The organism is Streptomyces sp. SID486, from assembly GCF_009865385.1.
Classification (GTDB): domain Bacteria; phylum Actinomycetota; class Actinomycetes; order Streptomycetales; family Streptomycetaceae; genus Streptomyces.
Map to the genome: position 1 here is coordinate 1 of NZ_WWJT01000061.1, position 12,670 is coordinate 12,670.

Annotated in this window: 12 protein-coding genes; 4 read left to right on the top strand and 8 right to left on the bottom strand. The window is 75.5% G+C overall.

What is annotated here, in order from left to right:
• On the top strand, positions 1-935 hold a 935-nt coding region (locus tag GT045_RS03145; RefSeq protein WP_161333222.1), incomplete at its 5' end, for an RICIN domain-containing protein.
• A gap of 191 nt (positions 936-1,126) precedes the next feature.
• Here the strand turns inward: GT045_RS03145 and GT045_RS03150 are convergent.
• The 5 genes from GT045_RS03150 to GT045_RS03170 form a co-directional block, all read right to left on the bottom strand.
• Positions 1,127-1,618: a universal stress protein gene (locus tag GT045_RS03150; protein ID WP_161333223.1), complete on the bottom strand. Its 492-nt coding sequence runs from the start codon at positions 1,616-1,618 to the stop codon at positions 1,127-1,129.
• A gap of 27 nt (positions 1,619-1,645) precedes the next feature.
• Positions 1,646-2,899 carry an arsenic transporter gene (locus tag GT045_RS03155; RefSeq protein ID WP_202526998.1) on the bottom strand — a complete coding sequence of 418 codons (1,254 nt, stop codon included), beginning with the start codon at positions 2,897-2,899 and terminating at the stop codon, positions 1,646-1,648.
• A gap of 63 nt (positions 2,900-2,962) precedes the next feature.
• Entirely contained in the window at positions 2,963-4,204 is a 1,242-nt protein-coding gene (locus GT045_RS03160) for a hypothetical protein (RefSeq protein ID WP_202526996.1), read from the bottom strand.
• Positions 4,205-4,398: 194 nt separating this feature from the next.
• On the bottom strand, positions 4,399-5,118 hold the full coding sequence (locus GT045_RS03165) for a DUF4232 domain-containing protein (RefSeq protein WP_161288943.1): 720 nt from the start codon (positions 5,116-5,118) through the stop codon (positions 4,399-4,401).
• 153 nt (positions 5,119-5,271) lie between these two features.
• Entirely contained in the window at positions 5,272-6,663 is a 1,392-nt protein-coding gene (locus tag GT045_RS03170) for a serine/threonine-protein kinase (RefSeq protein WP_161333224.1), read from the bottom strand.
• Positions 6,664-6,709: 46 nt separating this feature from the next.
• Between GT045_RS03170 and GT045_RS03175 the strand changes: the two genes are divergently transcribed.
• Entirely contained in the window at positions 6,710-7,258 is a 549-nt protein-coding gene (locus GT045_RS03175; protein WP_161297065.1) for an RNA polymerase sigma factor, read from the top strand.
• A 16-nt stretch (positions 7,259-7,274) separates the two neighbouring features.
• Here the strand turns inward: GT045_RS03175 and GT045_RS03180 are convergent, their stop codons facing one another.
• The 3 genes from GT045_RS03180 to GT045_RS03190 form a co-directional block, all read right to left on the bottom strand.
• Entirely contained in the window at positions 7,275-9,692 is a 2,418-nt protein-coding gene (locus GT045_RS03180) for a SpoIIE family protein phosphatase (RefSeq protein WP_161333225.1), read from the bottom strand.
• 600 nt (positions 9,693-10,292) lie between these two features.
• Positions 10,293-11,015: a 2OG-Fe(II) oxygenase gene (locus GT045_RS03185; protein WP_161333226.1), complete on the bottom strand. Its 723-nt coding sequence runs from the start codon at positions 11,013-11,015 to the stop codon at positions 10,293-10,295.
• Positions 11,016-11,026: 11 nt separating this feature from the next.
• Entirely contained in the window at positions 11,027-11,674 is a 648-nt protein-coding gene (locus tag GT045_RS03190) for a methylated-DNA--[protein]-cysteine S-methyltransferase (protein WP_161333227.1), read from the bottom strand.
• 164 nt (positions 11,675-11,838) lie between these two features.
• Here GT045_RS03190 and GT045_RS03195 point away from each other — a divergent pair, with 164 nt between their 5' ends.
• Positions 11,839-12,078, top strand: a complete 240-nt coding sequence (locus GT045_RS03195) for a hypothetical protein (protein WP_161291405.1) — start codon at positions 11,839-11,841, stop codon at positions 12,076-12,078.
• 3 nt (positions 12,079-12,081) lie between these two features.
• Positions 12,082-12,459 (top strand): toxin Doc, encoded by a 378-nt coding sequence (locus GT045_RS03200; protein WP_161291407.1) that lies wholly within the window; start codon positions 12,082-12,084, stop codon positions 12,457-12,459.
• Positions 12,460-12,670: the final 211 nt, after the last annotated feature.

A 12,670-nucleotide genomic window follows, 5' to 3' on the forward strand; every position in this document is an offset into this window, starting at 1 on the left:
CTGAGGCCGCCGAACCCGCCCCCGGCTCCCGGAGCACCGCGCAGCGTGCCGCTCGGCGGGCGCGGCGGCGCAACCTCGCCCTGGCCGTCGGCACCGTCAGCGGCCTGGTCCTCCTACCCCTGGTGCTGTGGTCGGTGCTGGGCTCCGGCGGCACTCGCACGCCGGGCGCCGCCGGTACGCCCTCCGCGACCCCGGGCACGGGCACCGCCTCACCCCCGGGGGCGGGCTGGGCCGGTACGCACGCCGGAGCGCGGGGTGTCCTGCGCGGCCGGCTGCGCAACCTGACCTCGGGGCTGTGCGTCGGGATCGTGGGGGGCCGGGCCGTGCAGGGCGCCGAGACCGAACTCACCGCCTGCTCCGCCGCCGCGGGCCGGCAGTGGACCTACGCGGCGGACGGATCGCTGCGCAGTGCCGCCGCCCCCGGTCTGTGCCTGGACGCGCACCTCGGCTACTCGGTCCGCCTGGCCCCCTGCGCGGCCGCCCGCGACATCCGGTACGACTTCACCCTCCAGGGCGTCCTGGTGCCGCGCTGGAACCAGGAACTGGCCCTCACCCCGGCCGCGACCGACGGCTCCGGCGCCCTCGTGCTCAAGACCCGTGCCGCGGGCACCGCTCAGCGCTGGTCCATCGACACCGCGTCCGCCGGCACCGCCCACGCGGACCTGCGCATGGAGAACGTCGACTGGGACGGCGGCAGCACCCCCGTGCCGGCCGGTCGCGCCCCCCGGGTCACCCGCCCCGAACCGTCCGCCGCCACGGCCGCACCGCCCTCCGGGACACCCGCGACGCCGACGCCGACGCCGACGGCGACCCCGTCCGGCCCGGCGCCCTCCCCGGCCGTCAGCGGCGACCTGTGCACGGCGCATCCGGAGTACTGCGGCCTCGGCGGCGGACGCGGCGGACACGACCGGCCCGGCGGCCACCGGCACCACTGAACCGGGTGGGCCGGACGGCCAGATGGCCGGCGGCACGACTGTGCCGGGTGTGCCGGGCCGGCGGGATCGGCGCCGCCGGCCCGGGTGGACCGGCCAGGCGGCACCGGCGCCCCCCGGCCAGGGTGACCGGCCAGGCGGCACCGGCACCCCCCGGCCAGGGTGACCGGCCAGGCGGCACCGGCGCCCCCAGCTCAGGGGTGGTGCGGTGGCGGGGGCGGGATCGTCCCCAGGTCCGGGGCCGGTTCCGGCCACACCAGCAGCACGGGGCACGGCGCGTGGTCGACGGCGAACCGGACCGCCGGGCCGAGGCTCCTCGGCCCCAGCCGGGACCGGTCCCCGTCCCGGGCCAGCACCAGCAGCCCCGCCCCCGCCGCGGCGGCCACCACCTCCCGCTCCACCCGGCCCGACCGCTCCTCGCGCGAGCAGGGCCGCCCCAGCCGCTCGGCCGCCGCGTCCAGCAGCGCCGTCGCCGACGTCCCGCCGAGCGTCTCCAGCCGGTCACCCGGGTCCCGTTCACGGTGGCCGCGCCCCAGCAGCCCGGCGAAGGCACCGTGCGCCACCGCCGGCACGTCCGGTCCGCTCACGTGGAGCAGCACCACCTCGGCGCCGTCCGGAGCGTGGTCGCGCACGGCGTCCACGCACGCGGGCCAGGTGCCCTCCACCAGCCAGGCGATCACCCGCATGCCTCCGGCCTCCGTCCGTCCGCAGCCCTACAGAACCTGCAACGACCCCCACAGTGCCACCACCGCGACGGCGAGGGAGGACGGCACGGCGAGCAGACCGAGCCGGGTGAACTCCCCGAGGTCCACGTCGTGCTCGTGCTGGTGCACGATCCGCCGCCACAACAGCGTGGCCAGCGACCCGGCGTAGGTCAGGTTCGGGCCGATGTTCACCCCGAGCAGCACCGCGAGCACCACGCCGGGCCCGGCGGCCGCCGCCGGCGGCAGCAGGACCAGCACCGCGGGCAGGTTGTTGATCAGGTTGGCCAGCAGGGCGGCGAGGGCGGCGGTCCCGAGCAGTGCGAGCAGCCCCGTGCCCCCCGGCATGACCTCCCCCAGGACGTCCGCGAGCCCGTTGTCCACCACCGCCCGCACCACGATGCCCAGGGCCAGCACGAACGCGAGGAAGGCGGGGGCCGCCGCCCGCACCACCGTCAGCGGCGTGGCCTTCCGCCGCGCCAGGGCCCTTCCGGCCAGCACCAGCGCACCGGCGGCGGCCACCCAGGCCGGTTCGACGCCGAACGCCGACGCGACCACGAACCCGGCCAGCGTGCAGCCCACCGTCACCATCGCGAACAGCGGCAGGGGCGGTGCCTCTCCGGTGTCCTGTTCCGCCGCCGCCGCCGCCGCGAGGTCCCGGGCGAAGAACCGCCGGAACACCAGGTACTCGACGCCGATCGCGGCCAGCCACGGCAGCGCCATCAGCGCCGCGAACCGGGTGAAGCCCAGCCCGCTCGCCGCGAACGCCAGCAGGTTGGTCAGATTGGACACCGGCAGCAGCAGCGACGCGGTGTTCGACAGGTGCGTGCAGGCGTAGACGTGGGGCTTGGGCCGTACGCCGGTGCGCGCGGCCGTGGCGAAGACCACCGGCGTGAGCAGCACGATCGTCGCGTCCAGGCTGAGGACGGCGGTGATGGCCGACGCCAGCGCGAACACCGCCGTCAGCAGCCGCACCGGCCGGCCCGCCGCCCACCGCGCCGTCCACGCCCCGCACGCCCGGAACAGCCCCTCCACGTCGCAGAAGTGGGCGAGCACCAGGACCGCCGCCAGGAACCCGACCACCGGGCCGAGCCGTTCCGCCTCGGCCCGGGCGTGGCCGAGCGAGATCGCCCCGGTGGCGACGGCGATCCCGGCGGCGGGGACGGCCATGACCGCCTCCGGCCATCCGAAGGGCCGTACGACGGCCCAGGCCAGCACGGCGGCCAGCAGAACGGCGGACAGGGCCTCGGCGAGCGGGGTGTTCAGGGCGGGTCCTTCCGGAATCGATCACTGTGTGCCCGCCCATGAAAACAGATCCCCGGGAACGGACTACGACGACCGGCTGCCCGCCGCGCCCAGGAACTCCGCCCAGCCGCCGGCCGGGGACCGCCCGGGCGGCAGCGTGCGCAACTTGCGCAGCACCGCGGGGTCCTGCGCCTCCAGCCAGGCCACGAGCTGCTTGAAGGACACGAAGCGCACGTCCTCGTACGCGGCCATCCGCCCGATGGCCTCCTCGACGGCGTCCATGTAGATGCCGCCGTTCCAGCGTTCGAAGTGGTTGCCGATGAAGAGGGGGGCGCGGTTGCCGTCGTAGGCCCGCCGGAAACCGGCCAGGTAGGTGTCGCGGGCCTGGACGCGCCAGGCGTCGTGGCGCGCGCGGTCGCCGAGCGGGCTGCCGCCGGACTGGTGGGACATCATGCTGTGGTCCGTCGAGAGCACTTGGAAGGAGTGCCCGGCGAACGGTATGGACTGCAGCGGGAAGTCCCAGATCCGGCCGCCCTGCACCTTGCCCGGCCAGACCTGGAGCCCGCCGGGGGAGCTGGCGTCGTACTTCCAGCCGAGCGCGGCGGCGGTCGGCAGCAGGTTCGCCCGGCCCTCCAGGCACGGGGTACGGCCGCCGGTCAGCTCCTTGCCGTAGTCGAAGGGGAGTGGGGCGAGGTCGGTGAAGCCGGTGTTGGTCCGCCACTTCGTGACGAAGTCCACCGCCTGCTCGATCTCGCTGCGCCAGTCGGCCGGGGACCAGTTGCGCACCCCGCTCGCGCCGCAGAAGTGCCCGTTGAAGTGGGTGCCGATCTCATGGCCCTCCAGCCAGGCCGCGCGCACCTGCTGGAGCGTGGCGTGGATGTGCCGGTCGGCGAGGTAGCCGATGTCGGAGGCACCGACCGGGTGCAGCGGGGGCCGGTAGAGGTGCTTCCTGGACGCGGGCAGGGTGTAGATGCCGCTGAGGAAGAACGTCATCCCGGCGCCGTGGTCCGCGGCCACCTTGCGGAACCGGGAGAACAGTCTGCTGCTCAGTTCGCCCGCGCCGTCCCAGGAGAACACCACGAACTGCGGGGGCCGGCGGCCCGCCGGCAGCCTGGCCGGCGCCGGCTGGTGGGGCTGGGCGCCGGTGTCGGCGGTGGAGCCGTCCCCTATCAGCCGTCCGGGCCGGACCTGCGCGGTGCCCGTGCCGTCCACCGGCTCCGCCGCGCTGGAGCGCAGGCCGGTGCCCGCGGAGCAGGCGGCCAGCGGCGCGAGGGCGCCTGCCGCCGCTCCTGCCGTGAGCACCCGCCTGCGTGACATCCCGCTCATCTTCTCCCCGATCCCTGGTCGTGGCCCCTGCGGAGCCCGTTCGCCGTGCGGTCGACCGGTTCGATGAGCGGGGGGCGGGGAAAGATCGCGGCGGGCGGTGCCTGTTGCCGTTCTGTGACAATTGTGGCGCGGTCATGACGAACCCCGCCGCCTCGGGGGTGCCGCAGCGGGGTCCACGGGGGAGGGGCGCCGGCTCAGGGACCGGTGCCGGGGCTGAGCACCGTCAGCCGGACGGACGAGGCGTTCCCGGCGACCGGCACCGGACCGCCCGACCAGGCCACCTTCAACGGGTCCCGCTCGTCGGGCGGGGTGACCAGCAGCGCGGACGGCGTGGCCTGCCTCGCCCCGCTGATCCCCGGGTTGGAGAAGGTCAGGCCGGTCCAGGCACTCTGCCCGGGCCGGAGCGTGACGGTCACCGGGGAGCCGGGTTCCCGCCGCGGGTCGGCACCGAGCTGCCCGCCGGAGCCGTTCACGAAGGCGGCGCCCGGATAGCCGCGCAGGGTGCAGGTGCGGCCGGACCTGTTCGTCAGCACCACGGGGAAGTTCTCCTGGCCGGCGCCGGGGTCGTTGCGGCCCACGGAGGCGCGCAGTTCAGAGGTGTGACAGCGGGTGCCGCCGGCCGTGGCCGCGGTCGGTGCCGTGGCCGGGGGCGTACCGCCGCCCGGGGTGCCCGGGGAGCCCGAGGAGCGGGCCGCCACGGGGACGGAGGCGGAAGCGGAGTCGGACGGCGTCGACGCCGGGGCGGAGGCGGAGCCGCTCTTGCCGTCCTGCGCGGGCGCGGCCGTACCGGAGGCCGTGACCGGCGGGCTGCCGTGGACGTCCGTGCCGTTGCCGCAGGCGGTCAGGAGGCCCAGCACGGCAACCGAGCCCACGAGCAGGGCCCCGCGCCGCGCGGACCGGGGGGTGTACACCATGTCGCTCAACACTCCTGGAAGGTCACGGCACGCGACCGGGACGCGTGCCTGTGGCGCCGGGTGCGCCGTCAACACCGTCCGATGCGCGAAGCGCCGGAAAAGTTCGGGACACGCAGGGTTGTCTTCCCCGCCCCGGCCCCCGGCAGGCCCTTTTCAGCCCACCCGAAGCGAACGGAGTACGGCGTCGGTGGTGTCGCCGTCGCCCCGTCGGCGTATCTGCACGTACACCTGCGGCTGTCCGGTGCCGCCCGCGGGGACCAGCGCGGACTCGGTGACCGAGCCGCCGTCCGGGCAGCCGCGCCAGGACCGGACGAGTCCGTGCCAGTCGGCGTCGGCGAAGGAACGGGCGCCCGTGTAACGGCATCCGGAGTGGTCGATCCGCTCGACCTCGGCGGTGACGTCGCCGTCCGTGCTGATGCCCGCGAACACCCCGTTCACAGCCGCCGTCAGGTCGGGCCAGCGGGACAGGTCGTCGGCGACCACGAGGCCGGGCTCGTGCCCCGACGGCAGTCCGAGCACCCGCGGATCCCAGCCGGAGTCGCGTACCCCGCGGCCCCAGCCGGCCGGCACCTCCAGGCTCACCCGCCCGTCGGCGTCGGCGACCCGCACCCCGTCGCCGCCGGTGCCGCCCCGGTGCAGCACCACGGTCATGGTGACCGCCGCGACGGCGGCGGCGAGGGCCGCGGCGACGGCCAGGGTCACGGTGCCGAGCCGGCCGCGCACCCGGTCCAGCCGCCGAGCCGGCGGCACCGACGGGTCCGCCGCCAGCCGGTCCAGCTCCTGCGCGAACGCCAGGGCGCCCGGCCAGCGGCGCGCCCGGTCCGGCTCCAGCGCGCGCAGCAGCGCCCGCTCGACGCCCTCGCCCAGCTCCGGCCGCAGCCGCCGGGGTGCCGTCACCTTCCCCGGCTGCCCCGGCACGGTCCCGGTGAGCAGTTCGTAGCCGACGGCGCCCAGGCTGTAGACGTCCGCCCGCTCGTCGATGCCCACACCGGGCTCGGCCTGTTCCGGCGGCTGGTAGCCCGCCGAACCCGCGGCCAGGGTCAGCACGGAGCCCTGGGCGAGACTCTTGGCCAGGCCGAGGTCGGCCAGCAGCACCCGCCGGGTGCCGTCCGGAGCGGTGTGCAGCAGCACGTTGGTCGGCTTGATGTCCCGGTGCACGATGCCGGCCTCGTGCAGCGCGGCGGCGCTGCGGGCGGCCTCGGCCGTCAGCGTGAGCGCGTCCCGCACCGGCAGCGCGCCGCCCGCCGGCAGATCCGCGAGCGTGCCGCCGTCGGCGTACTCCATGACGAAGTACGGTCTGCCGTCCGGGAGTTCCCCGATGTCGTAGACCTGCACCACCCGGCTGGAACCCGCCCGGCGCAGCAGTCGCGCCTCGGACAGGAAGCGCTCCCTGACGTCCAGCCGGTGCGCCCAGTTCTCGGCGAGGACCTTCACCGCCACCGGAGCCTGCAGCTCGGGGTCGTGGGCCAGCCACACGGTGGCGAAGGCACCTGTGCCCAGGGGCCGTTCGAGGCGGTAGCGGCCGATCCGCTCCAGGGAGTGCATGCGACTATCATGCCTGCCCTGAGATCGACCCGAAGGGGGCCCTTCCGTGCAGGACCAGGCACCGGTGGAAGACCTCGCCCGGCGTGCCGCCGCGGGCGACAGCGGGGCCCTGGACCGGCTGCTGGCCGAGATCCGGCCCGAGGTCGTGCGCCGCTGCGCGCGCTTCCTGCCCTGCCGTGAGGACGCCGAGGAGGCCGCCCAGGACGTGCTCCTCCAGGTGGCCCGGCACCTCTCCGCCTTCGAGGGCCGCAGCCGCTTCGGCACCTGGCTGTACACCGTCGTCGCCAACTGCTGCCGGCAGAAGTACCGGGAGCTGAAGCGCCGGGCCGCCGAACAGCCCGCCGCCATCGAGCCCGCGCTCGCCGTCGATCCGCGCACCACCAGCGTGATCGCCGGTTCCCGGGTGGACCTGCTGGAGGCCCTGGACCGCCTGGAGCGGGAGCATCCGCATCTGGTGGCGCCGTTGGTCTACCGGGACATCTGCCAGCTGGACTACGCCGAGGCCGCCGAGCGCGCCGGGATCCCGCTCGGCACGCTCAAGTCCCGTCTGCACGAGGCCCGCAAGCAGGTCCGTCCCTGGCTGGCGGCCCCCTGAGACGTGCCGGTCCCCGTCAGCCCGCTTCCCCGCACCGGTCCTGCCCGCCGCCCGGCTCGTCCTCCTCGTACACCGGCAGCTCGGCCCAGATCGTCTTGCCCTCCGGGGTGTGTCTGCTGCCCCAGCGCTGGGTGAGCTGGGCGACCAGCAGCAGGCCCCGGCCGCCCTCGTCGAAGATCTTGGCCCGGCGCAGGTGCGGGGCGGTGTGGCTGGTGTCGGAGACCTCGCAGATCAGCGTGGCCGCGTCATGGATCAGCCGGAGCCGGATCGGGTGCGCGCCGTAGCGGATGGCGTTGGTGACCAGCTCGCTGACCACCAGCTCCGTCGTGAACGACGCCTCGCTCAGCGACCAGGCGTCCAGCTGCTCCACCACCTGCTTGCGGATCGGCGCGACCAGCGACGGGTCGGCCGGGACCTCCCAGGTGGCGACCCGGGAGGCGGGCAGCCCCTGGGTGCGGGCGACCAGCAGCGCGACGTCGTCGGCGGCGCCGCCGGAGGGCAGCAGGGCGTGCAGGACCCGGTCGCAGGTCGTGTCCAGGGAGTCCTCGTGCTGCGCGAGCGCGCGGTACAGCAACTCGCGGCTGGCGTCCCCGTCCCGCTCCCGGGACAGCACCAGGCCGTCGGTGTAGAGGGCGAGGACGGTGCCCTCGGGCAGCTCCACCTCCGCGGACTCGAACGGCAGCCCGCCGAGGCCCAGCGGGGGACCGGCGGGCAGGTCGAGCAGGCGCGGCCGGCGGCCCGGGCGCACCAGCACGGGCGCCGGATGCCCCGCCCGGGCCATCGTGCAGCGGCGGGAGACCGGGTCGTAGACGGCGTACAGGCAGGTCGCGCCGACCTCGCCGGGGCTGCCCTCGCCGCCGGACTCGTCCGAGAGCCGCAGCACCAGGTCGTCCAGGTGGGTCAGCAACTCGTCCGGCGCCAGGTCGATGTCCGCCAGGGTGCGTACGGCGGTGCGCAGCCGGCCCATGGTGGCGGACGCCTGGATGCCGTGCCCGACGACGTCCCCGACGACCATCGCCACCCGCATGCCGGACAGCGGGATCACGTCGAACCAGTCCCCGCCCACACCGGCGCGCGCGGCCGGCAGATAGCGGGAGGACGCCTCCAGGGCGGCCGTGCGCGGCAGCGAGCGGGGCAGCAGGCTGCGCTGGAGCGCGAGCGCCGTCTCCCGCTCGCGCGAGTAGCGGCGGGCGTTGTCGATGCAGACGGCGGCCCGGGCGGTGATCTCCTCCGCCAGCAGCACGTCGTCCGCGGTGAACGAGTCCGGGCGCCGGTGCCGGGTGAGCACCGCGACCCCGAGGGTCAGCCCGCGCGCCTGGATCGGCACCGACATCGAGGAGTGGATGCCGAACTCCCGCACCCGTTCGCCGCGTACGCCGTGCCAGGTCAGCCACTGGTCCATGTCACCGGTCGCCATCGAGGTGGCGATGGTGCTGCCCGCGGTCATCGCGTCGGCCTGCGGGGAGAAGTCCGGGTACTCCTCGGTCTGCCCGGGGCCGATCACCGCCTCCGGTACGCCGTCGAGCACCGACCGGTGGGCGGCGCGGCGCAGCCGTACCGGTGCGACGACGCGGGCCGGGGGCTCACCGCCGTACTCCTGGGGGTCCAGCAGGTCGATGGTGACGAAGTCGGCGAGCGCGGGCACGCACACGTCCGCCAGTTCCTGCGCGGTACGGGTGACGTCGAGTGTGCTCCCGATGCGCACGCTGGCCTCGTTGACCAGTTGCAGCCGCTGCCGGGCCCGCTGACTGTCGGTGACGTCGTGCGCGGCCATGCACACGCCCCGCACGCGGCCCGCGTCGTCGCGTACCGGTGCCATCCGGGCGAGCCAGGTGTGCGCCCGGCCGTCCCCGTCGGTGCGCAGGAACGTCCGCACGTCCAGCGGCAGGCCGGAGGTCAGCACCCGCAGCAGGCCCTGTTCCAGTTCGTCGCTCTGCGCCCTGCCGTCGATCTCCGCGAGCCGCAGGCCCCGCAGCCGCTCCTCCGGCAGCCCGACCACGGCGGCCATCGCCTCGTTCATCCGGCGCAGCCGCAGCCGCTCGTCGTACACGGCGATCGCGCAGGGCGACTGCACGAGGCCCGCCTCGGCGAGCGGGTCCTGGACGGCGGGCGGCTCGGCGCCGGTGAGCGGGGTGACCACGAGCCAGTCGCCCGGGTGTCCGTCCTGCGGCGGCCGGTGGTGGGCCAGCAGCCACACCGGGAGGATCCGGCCGTCCCGGTGGCGCAGCCGGACCGTGCCCTGCCAGCGGGAGCCCGGGGGCGGCGCCGGGGTGCCGCCGCCGGCCAGCAGGCCGGCGGCGGGGCGGCCCAGGACGGCGTCTGCGGGGTGGCCGAGCAGGCGCCGGGCGCCCTCGTTCCACTCCGTCAGCGTGCCGTCGTCGCCGATGACGGCCCTGGCCGTGGCCGCATCGTCGAACGGATAGACCCGGCTCATCGTCGCCGCTCCCAAGCGCGCACTCACAGTGAACGGGTGACACCACCCGTGTTCCAGCGTAGTGCTTCCGGCCCTCGTGTGGACGCCGTCCCGCACCACATGGCCGACCGTTCGCCCGCGGTCACGGGCCTGGTCAGGGGGAATACAGCCGATCGCGGGCGCGGGCGGTGGCCCGGCGCTGACGGGCTCTTGGCGATCCCGTGTGGCAATACGTCAGAATCTGTTTGCGGACGACAAGTTGTGAGTGGTTCTGGGCTCTGATGCGGGGGAGACGCGGGGACGGCCACGCCGGCCGCTCTCCGCTCGCGGCCCCGGCGAGCCGCGCATCCGGACCACGACGGCCCGGCGTGGCGCGCGACGGCCGCACCCCGCCCGGCCGCGGCGCCGGTCAGCTCTCCCGCCCCGGGCACGACACCACCGGCGCCACCGGCGCCACCAGCATCCCCATCGGCGGATCGGCGGATCGCCGGGTCGACGGATCGGCGGATCGGCGGGTCGCGGGTCGGCGGGTCGCGGGTCGCCGGATCGGCGGGTCGGTGGTTGGGCGGGTGGATGGGGCGGTGGTTGGGAGGTTCGGTGGATCGGCGGTTCGGTGGCGGGTCAGGCGGCGTCGTGGAAGACCAGGCCCAGGGTCCGCCGCCGTCCGGACCGCACGGTGCTCACCCCGTGCCGCATGTTCCCGGCCGACCAGCCGCGGCGTGTGCGCACGGGGCGGTCGCGGGTGGTGAACACCAGGCCGTGCCCCTGCCGCAGCACGCTCGCCGAGCCCCGGGACTGGGCGCGCGGGCGCTGCTCGACCATGAGGAACTCGCCGCCGGTGTAGTCGGTGCCGTACGCGTCCAGCGCGATCACCACCTGGAGCGGGAAGACCAGTTCGCCGAACACGTCCCGGTGCAGCGCGTTCCAGTCACCCGGCCCGTAACTGAGCAGGATCTGCGCCGACCGGTCCTGTCCGGCCGCGTGGCAGCGCGCGAGCCACTCGTCGAGCGAGTCGGGCCACGGGGCCGGGCGGTCCAGCCTGGCCGCCCAGTCGCGGGCGACCGGCAGCAGGCGGGGGTAGAGCGCGGCCCGCAGGGCGGCGACCGGGGCGGGCAGGTCATGGGTGAGATAGCGGTACTCGCCGGAGCCGAACCGGTGCCGGCCCAGGTCGACCGTGGTGCGGAACAGCTCGGGTCTGTCGTACAGGGCGGCCAGTTCCGCGCATTCGGCCGGTGTCAGCAGCGCCCCGGTGGGCGCGCTGCCGTGCTCGTCCAGCTCGGCCGTGAGCGCGGACCAGTCGGTGCGGTCCGCACGGCGGCGGGCTTCGGCCAGCGTGAGCGTCACGGCTCCGCCCCTCACAGCAGGGCGGGCGGCAGCGCGCCCTCGTGGGTGAGCAGCCACAGTTTGCGGTCGGCCCCTGCCGCGTAGCCGCGCAGCGAGCCGTCCGCGCCGACCACCCGGTGACACGGGCGGAGCAGGAGCAGCGGGTTCGCGCCGAGTGCCCGGCCCACCGGACGGATCGCGGCGCGGGGCAGGCCGAGCCGGGCGGCCAGCTCGCCGTAGGTGGTCGTCGTGCCGTACGGGACGTCGTCCAGGGCCCGCCAGACGCTTTGCTGGAACGGGCTGCCCGCGGGGGAGAGGCGCAGGCCGAACCGGGTGCGGCGGCCCGCGAAGTACGCGTCGAGCTGCCGGTGCGCCCCGGCGAACGGACGGTCCTCGCGCTCCTCGGGGCGGACCGCTGGTGCGCCGCGCTGCCCGGGCAGGGACAGCGAGGTGAGGGTGAGGCCACCGGCCGGAGACACGGAGCCGGTCAGCAGCAGGTCGCCCAGCGGGCTCGGATGGACGGTGTGGACCGTGCGGACAGTGGAGGTGGCGGGCAGGGTGTGCGTCGTACGGACGATGGGGGTGGCGGGCGAGGTGTGCGTCGTACGGACGGTGGGGGTGGCGGGCAGGGTGTGCGTCGTACGGACGGTGGGGTCGGCGTGGACGGTGTGCGTCGGCATCGGGGGGCCTCCTCGGCTTGTTCCGTGCTGTCGAGTCTGCTGCGCCGCGCGCCGTGTCACCGGCGGGAATCGGACACGGCCCTGTCGTCCCGCCGGTACCGTGCCGGACACGGTCCCACCTGCGGGTATTTACCGTCGAGTACCCGCGCGGTACCGTGAGGGACATGCCAGCTCTGAATGTGGAGTTCAGCGAACGGGAACTAGAGGACCTGCGGCAGATCGCCAAGGAGCGGGGCACGTCGATGAAGGCCCTCGTCCGTGCGGCCGCCGCCGCCGACATCGCCCGGCACCGGGCGCTGCAGGAGGGCGCCGAGGCGTTCCGCCGCTTCTTCGCCGGCCACGCCGAGGAGTTCGCCGCGGCCTTCCCCGACGACGAGCGTCCCGCCAGGGGCGAGGCCGCCTGAGCGATGCCCTCCGTCATCCACATCGACGTCCCGTGGCTGCTCCAGCGGCACGAGGAGGTCCTGCCCGACCAGCCCGCCGTGGACGACTTCTCCGCGCTGGTCGCCGCCGTGGCCCGGCACCGGGTGGACCCGCCCCGGCTCGGCGTCGACTCCGACCCGGCCTGGCGCGCCGCGGCGCTGCTGCACACCCTCGCCGTGCTCAAGCCGCTGCCCGCGGCCAACGCCCGGTTCGCCTGCGCGACCGCCGTGGCCTACATGTTCGTCAGCGGCGCCGGCATCGACCCGCCCTACGGCGCCCTCGTCGACCTGGCCCGCGACCTGATCTCCGGCAAGACCGACGTGTACGGTGCCGCCGACCGGCTCCGCTCCTGGCAGATCTGACACCGCAAGGCCGGCCGTCCCCTGACTTCCTGTCAGCCACCGTCGTTGTCCGGCGGGCGCCTTGTTGCCGGTGTGGAAGTTGTGCAAGGGTGCGAGCCCGGTGCGACCCCGCTCGCCCGCAGACGTGGGAGCGGGCACGACGCGCACCGACGCACCACGCGCCGAAGGAATCCGCTCAGTGCCCACCCCCCACCCCCCGCGTCCGCCCTAC

What these genes read in the sequence shown, in the direction of transcription:
- GT045_RS03150 (WP_161333223.1), bottom strand. Translation starts at nt 1,618, where the DNA reads ATGCGGGTGATCGCCTGGCTGGTGGAGGGCACCTGGCCCGCGTGCGTG.
- GT045_RS03160 (WP_202526996.1), bottom strand. Translation starts at nt 4,204, where the DNA reads ATGAGCGGGATGTCACGCAGGCGGGTGCTCACGGCAGGAGCGGCGGCA.
- GT045_RS03165 (WP_161288943.1), bottom strand. Translation starts at nt 5,118, where the DNA reads ATGGTGTACACCCCCCGGTCCGCGCGGCGCGGGGCCCTGCTCGTGGGC.
- GT045_RS03170 (WP_161333224.1), bottom strand. Translation starts at nt 6,663, where the DNA reads ATGCACTCCCTGGAGCGGATCGGCCGCTACCGCCTCGAACGGCCCCTG.
- GT045_RS03180 (WP_161333225.1), bottom strand. Translation starts at nt 9,692, where the DNA reads ATGAGCCGGGTCTATCCGTTCGACGATGCGGCCACGGCCAGGGCCGTC.
- GT045_RS03190 (WP_161333227.1), bottom strand. Translation starts at nt 11,674, where the DNA reads ATGCCGACGCACACCGTCCACGCCGACCCCACCGTCCGTACGACGCAC.
- GT045_RS03195 (WP_161291405.1), top strand. Translation starts at nt 11,839, where the DNA reads ATGCCAGCTCTGAATGTGGAGTTCAGCGAACGGGAACTAGAGGACCTG.
- GT045_RS03200 (WP_161291407.1), top strand. Translation starts at nt 12,082, where the DNA reads ATGCCCTCCGTCATCCACATCGACGTCCCGTGGCTGCTCCAGCGGCAC.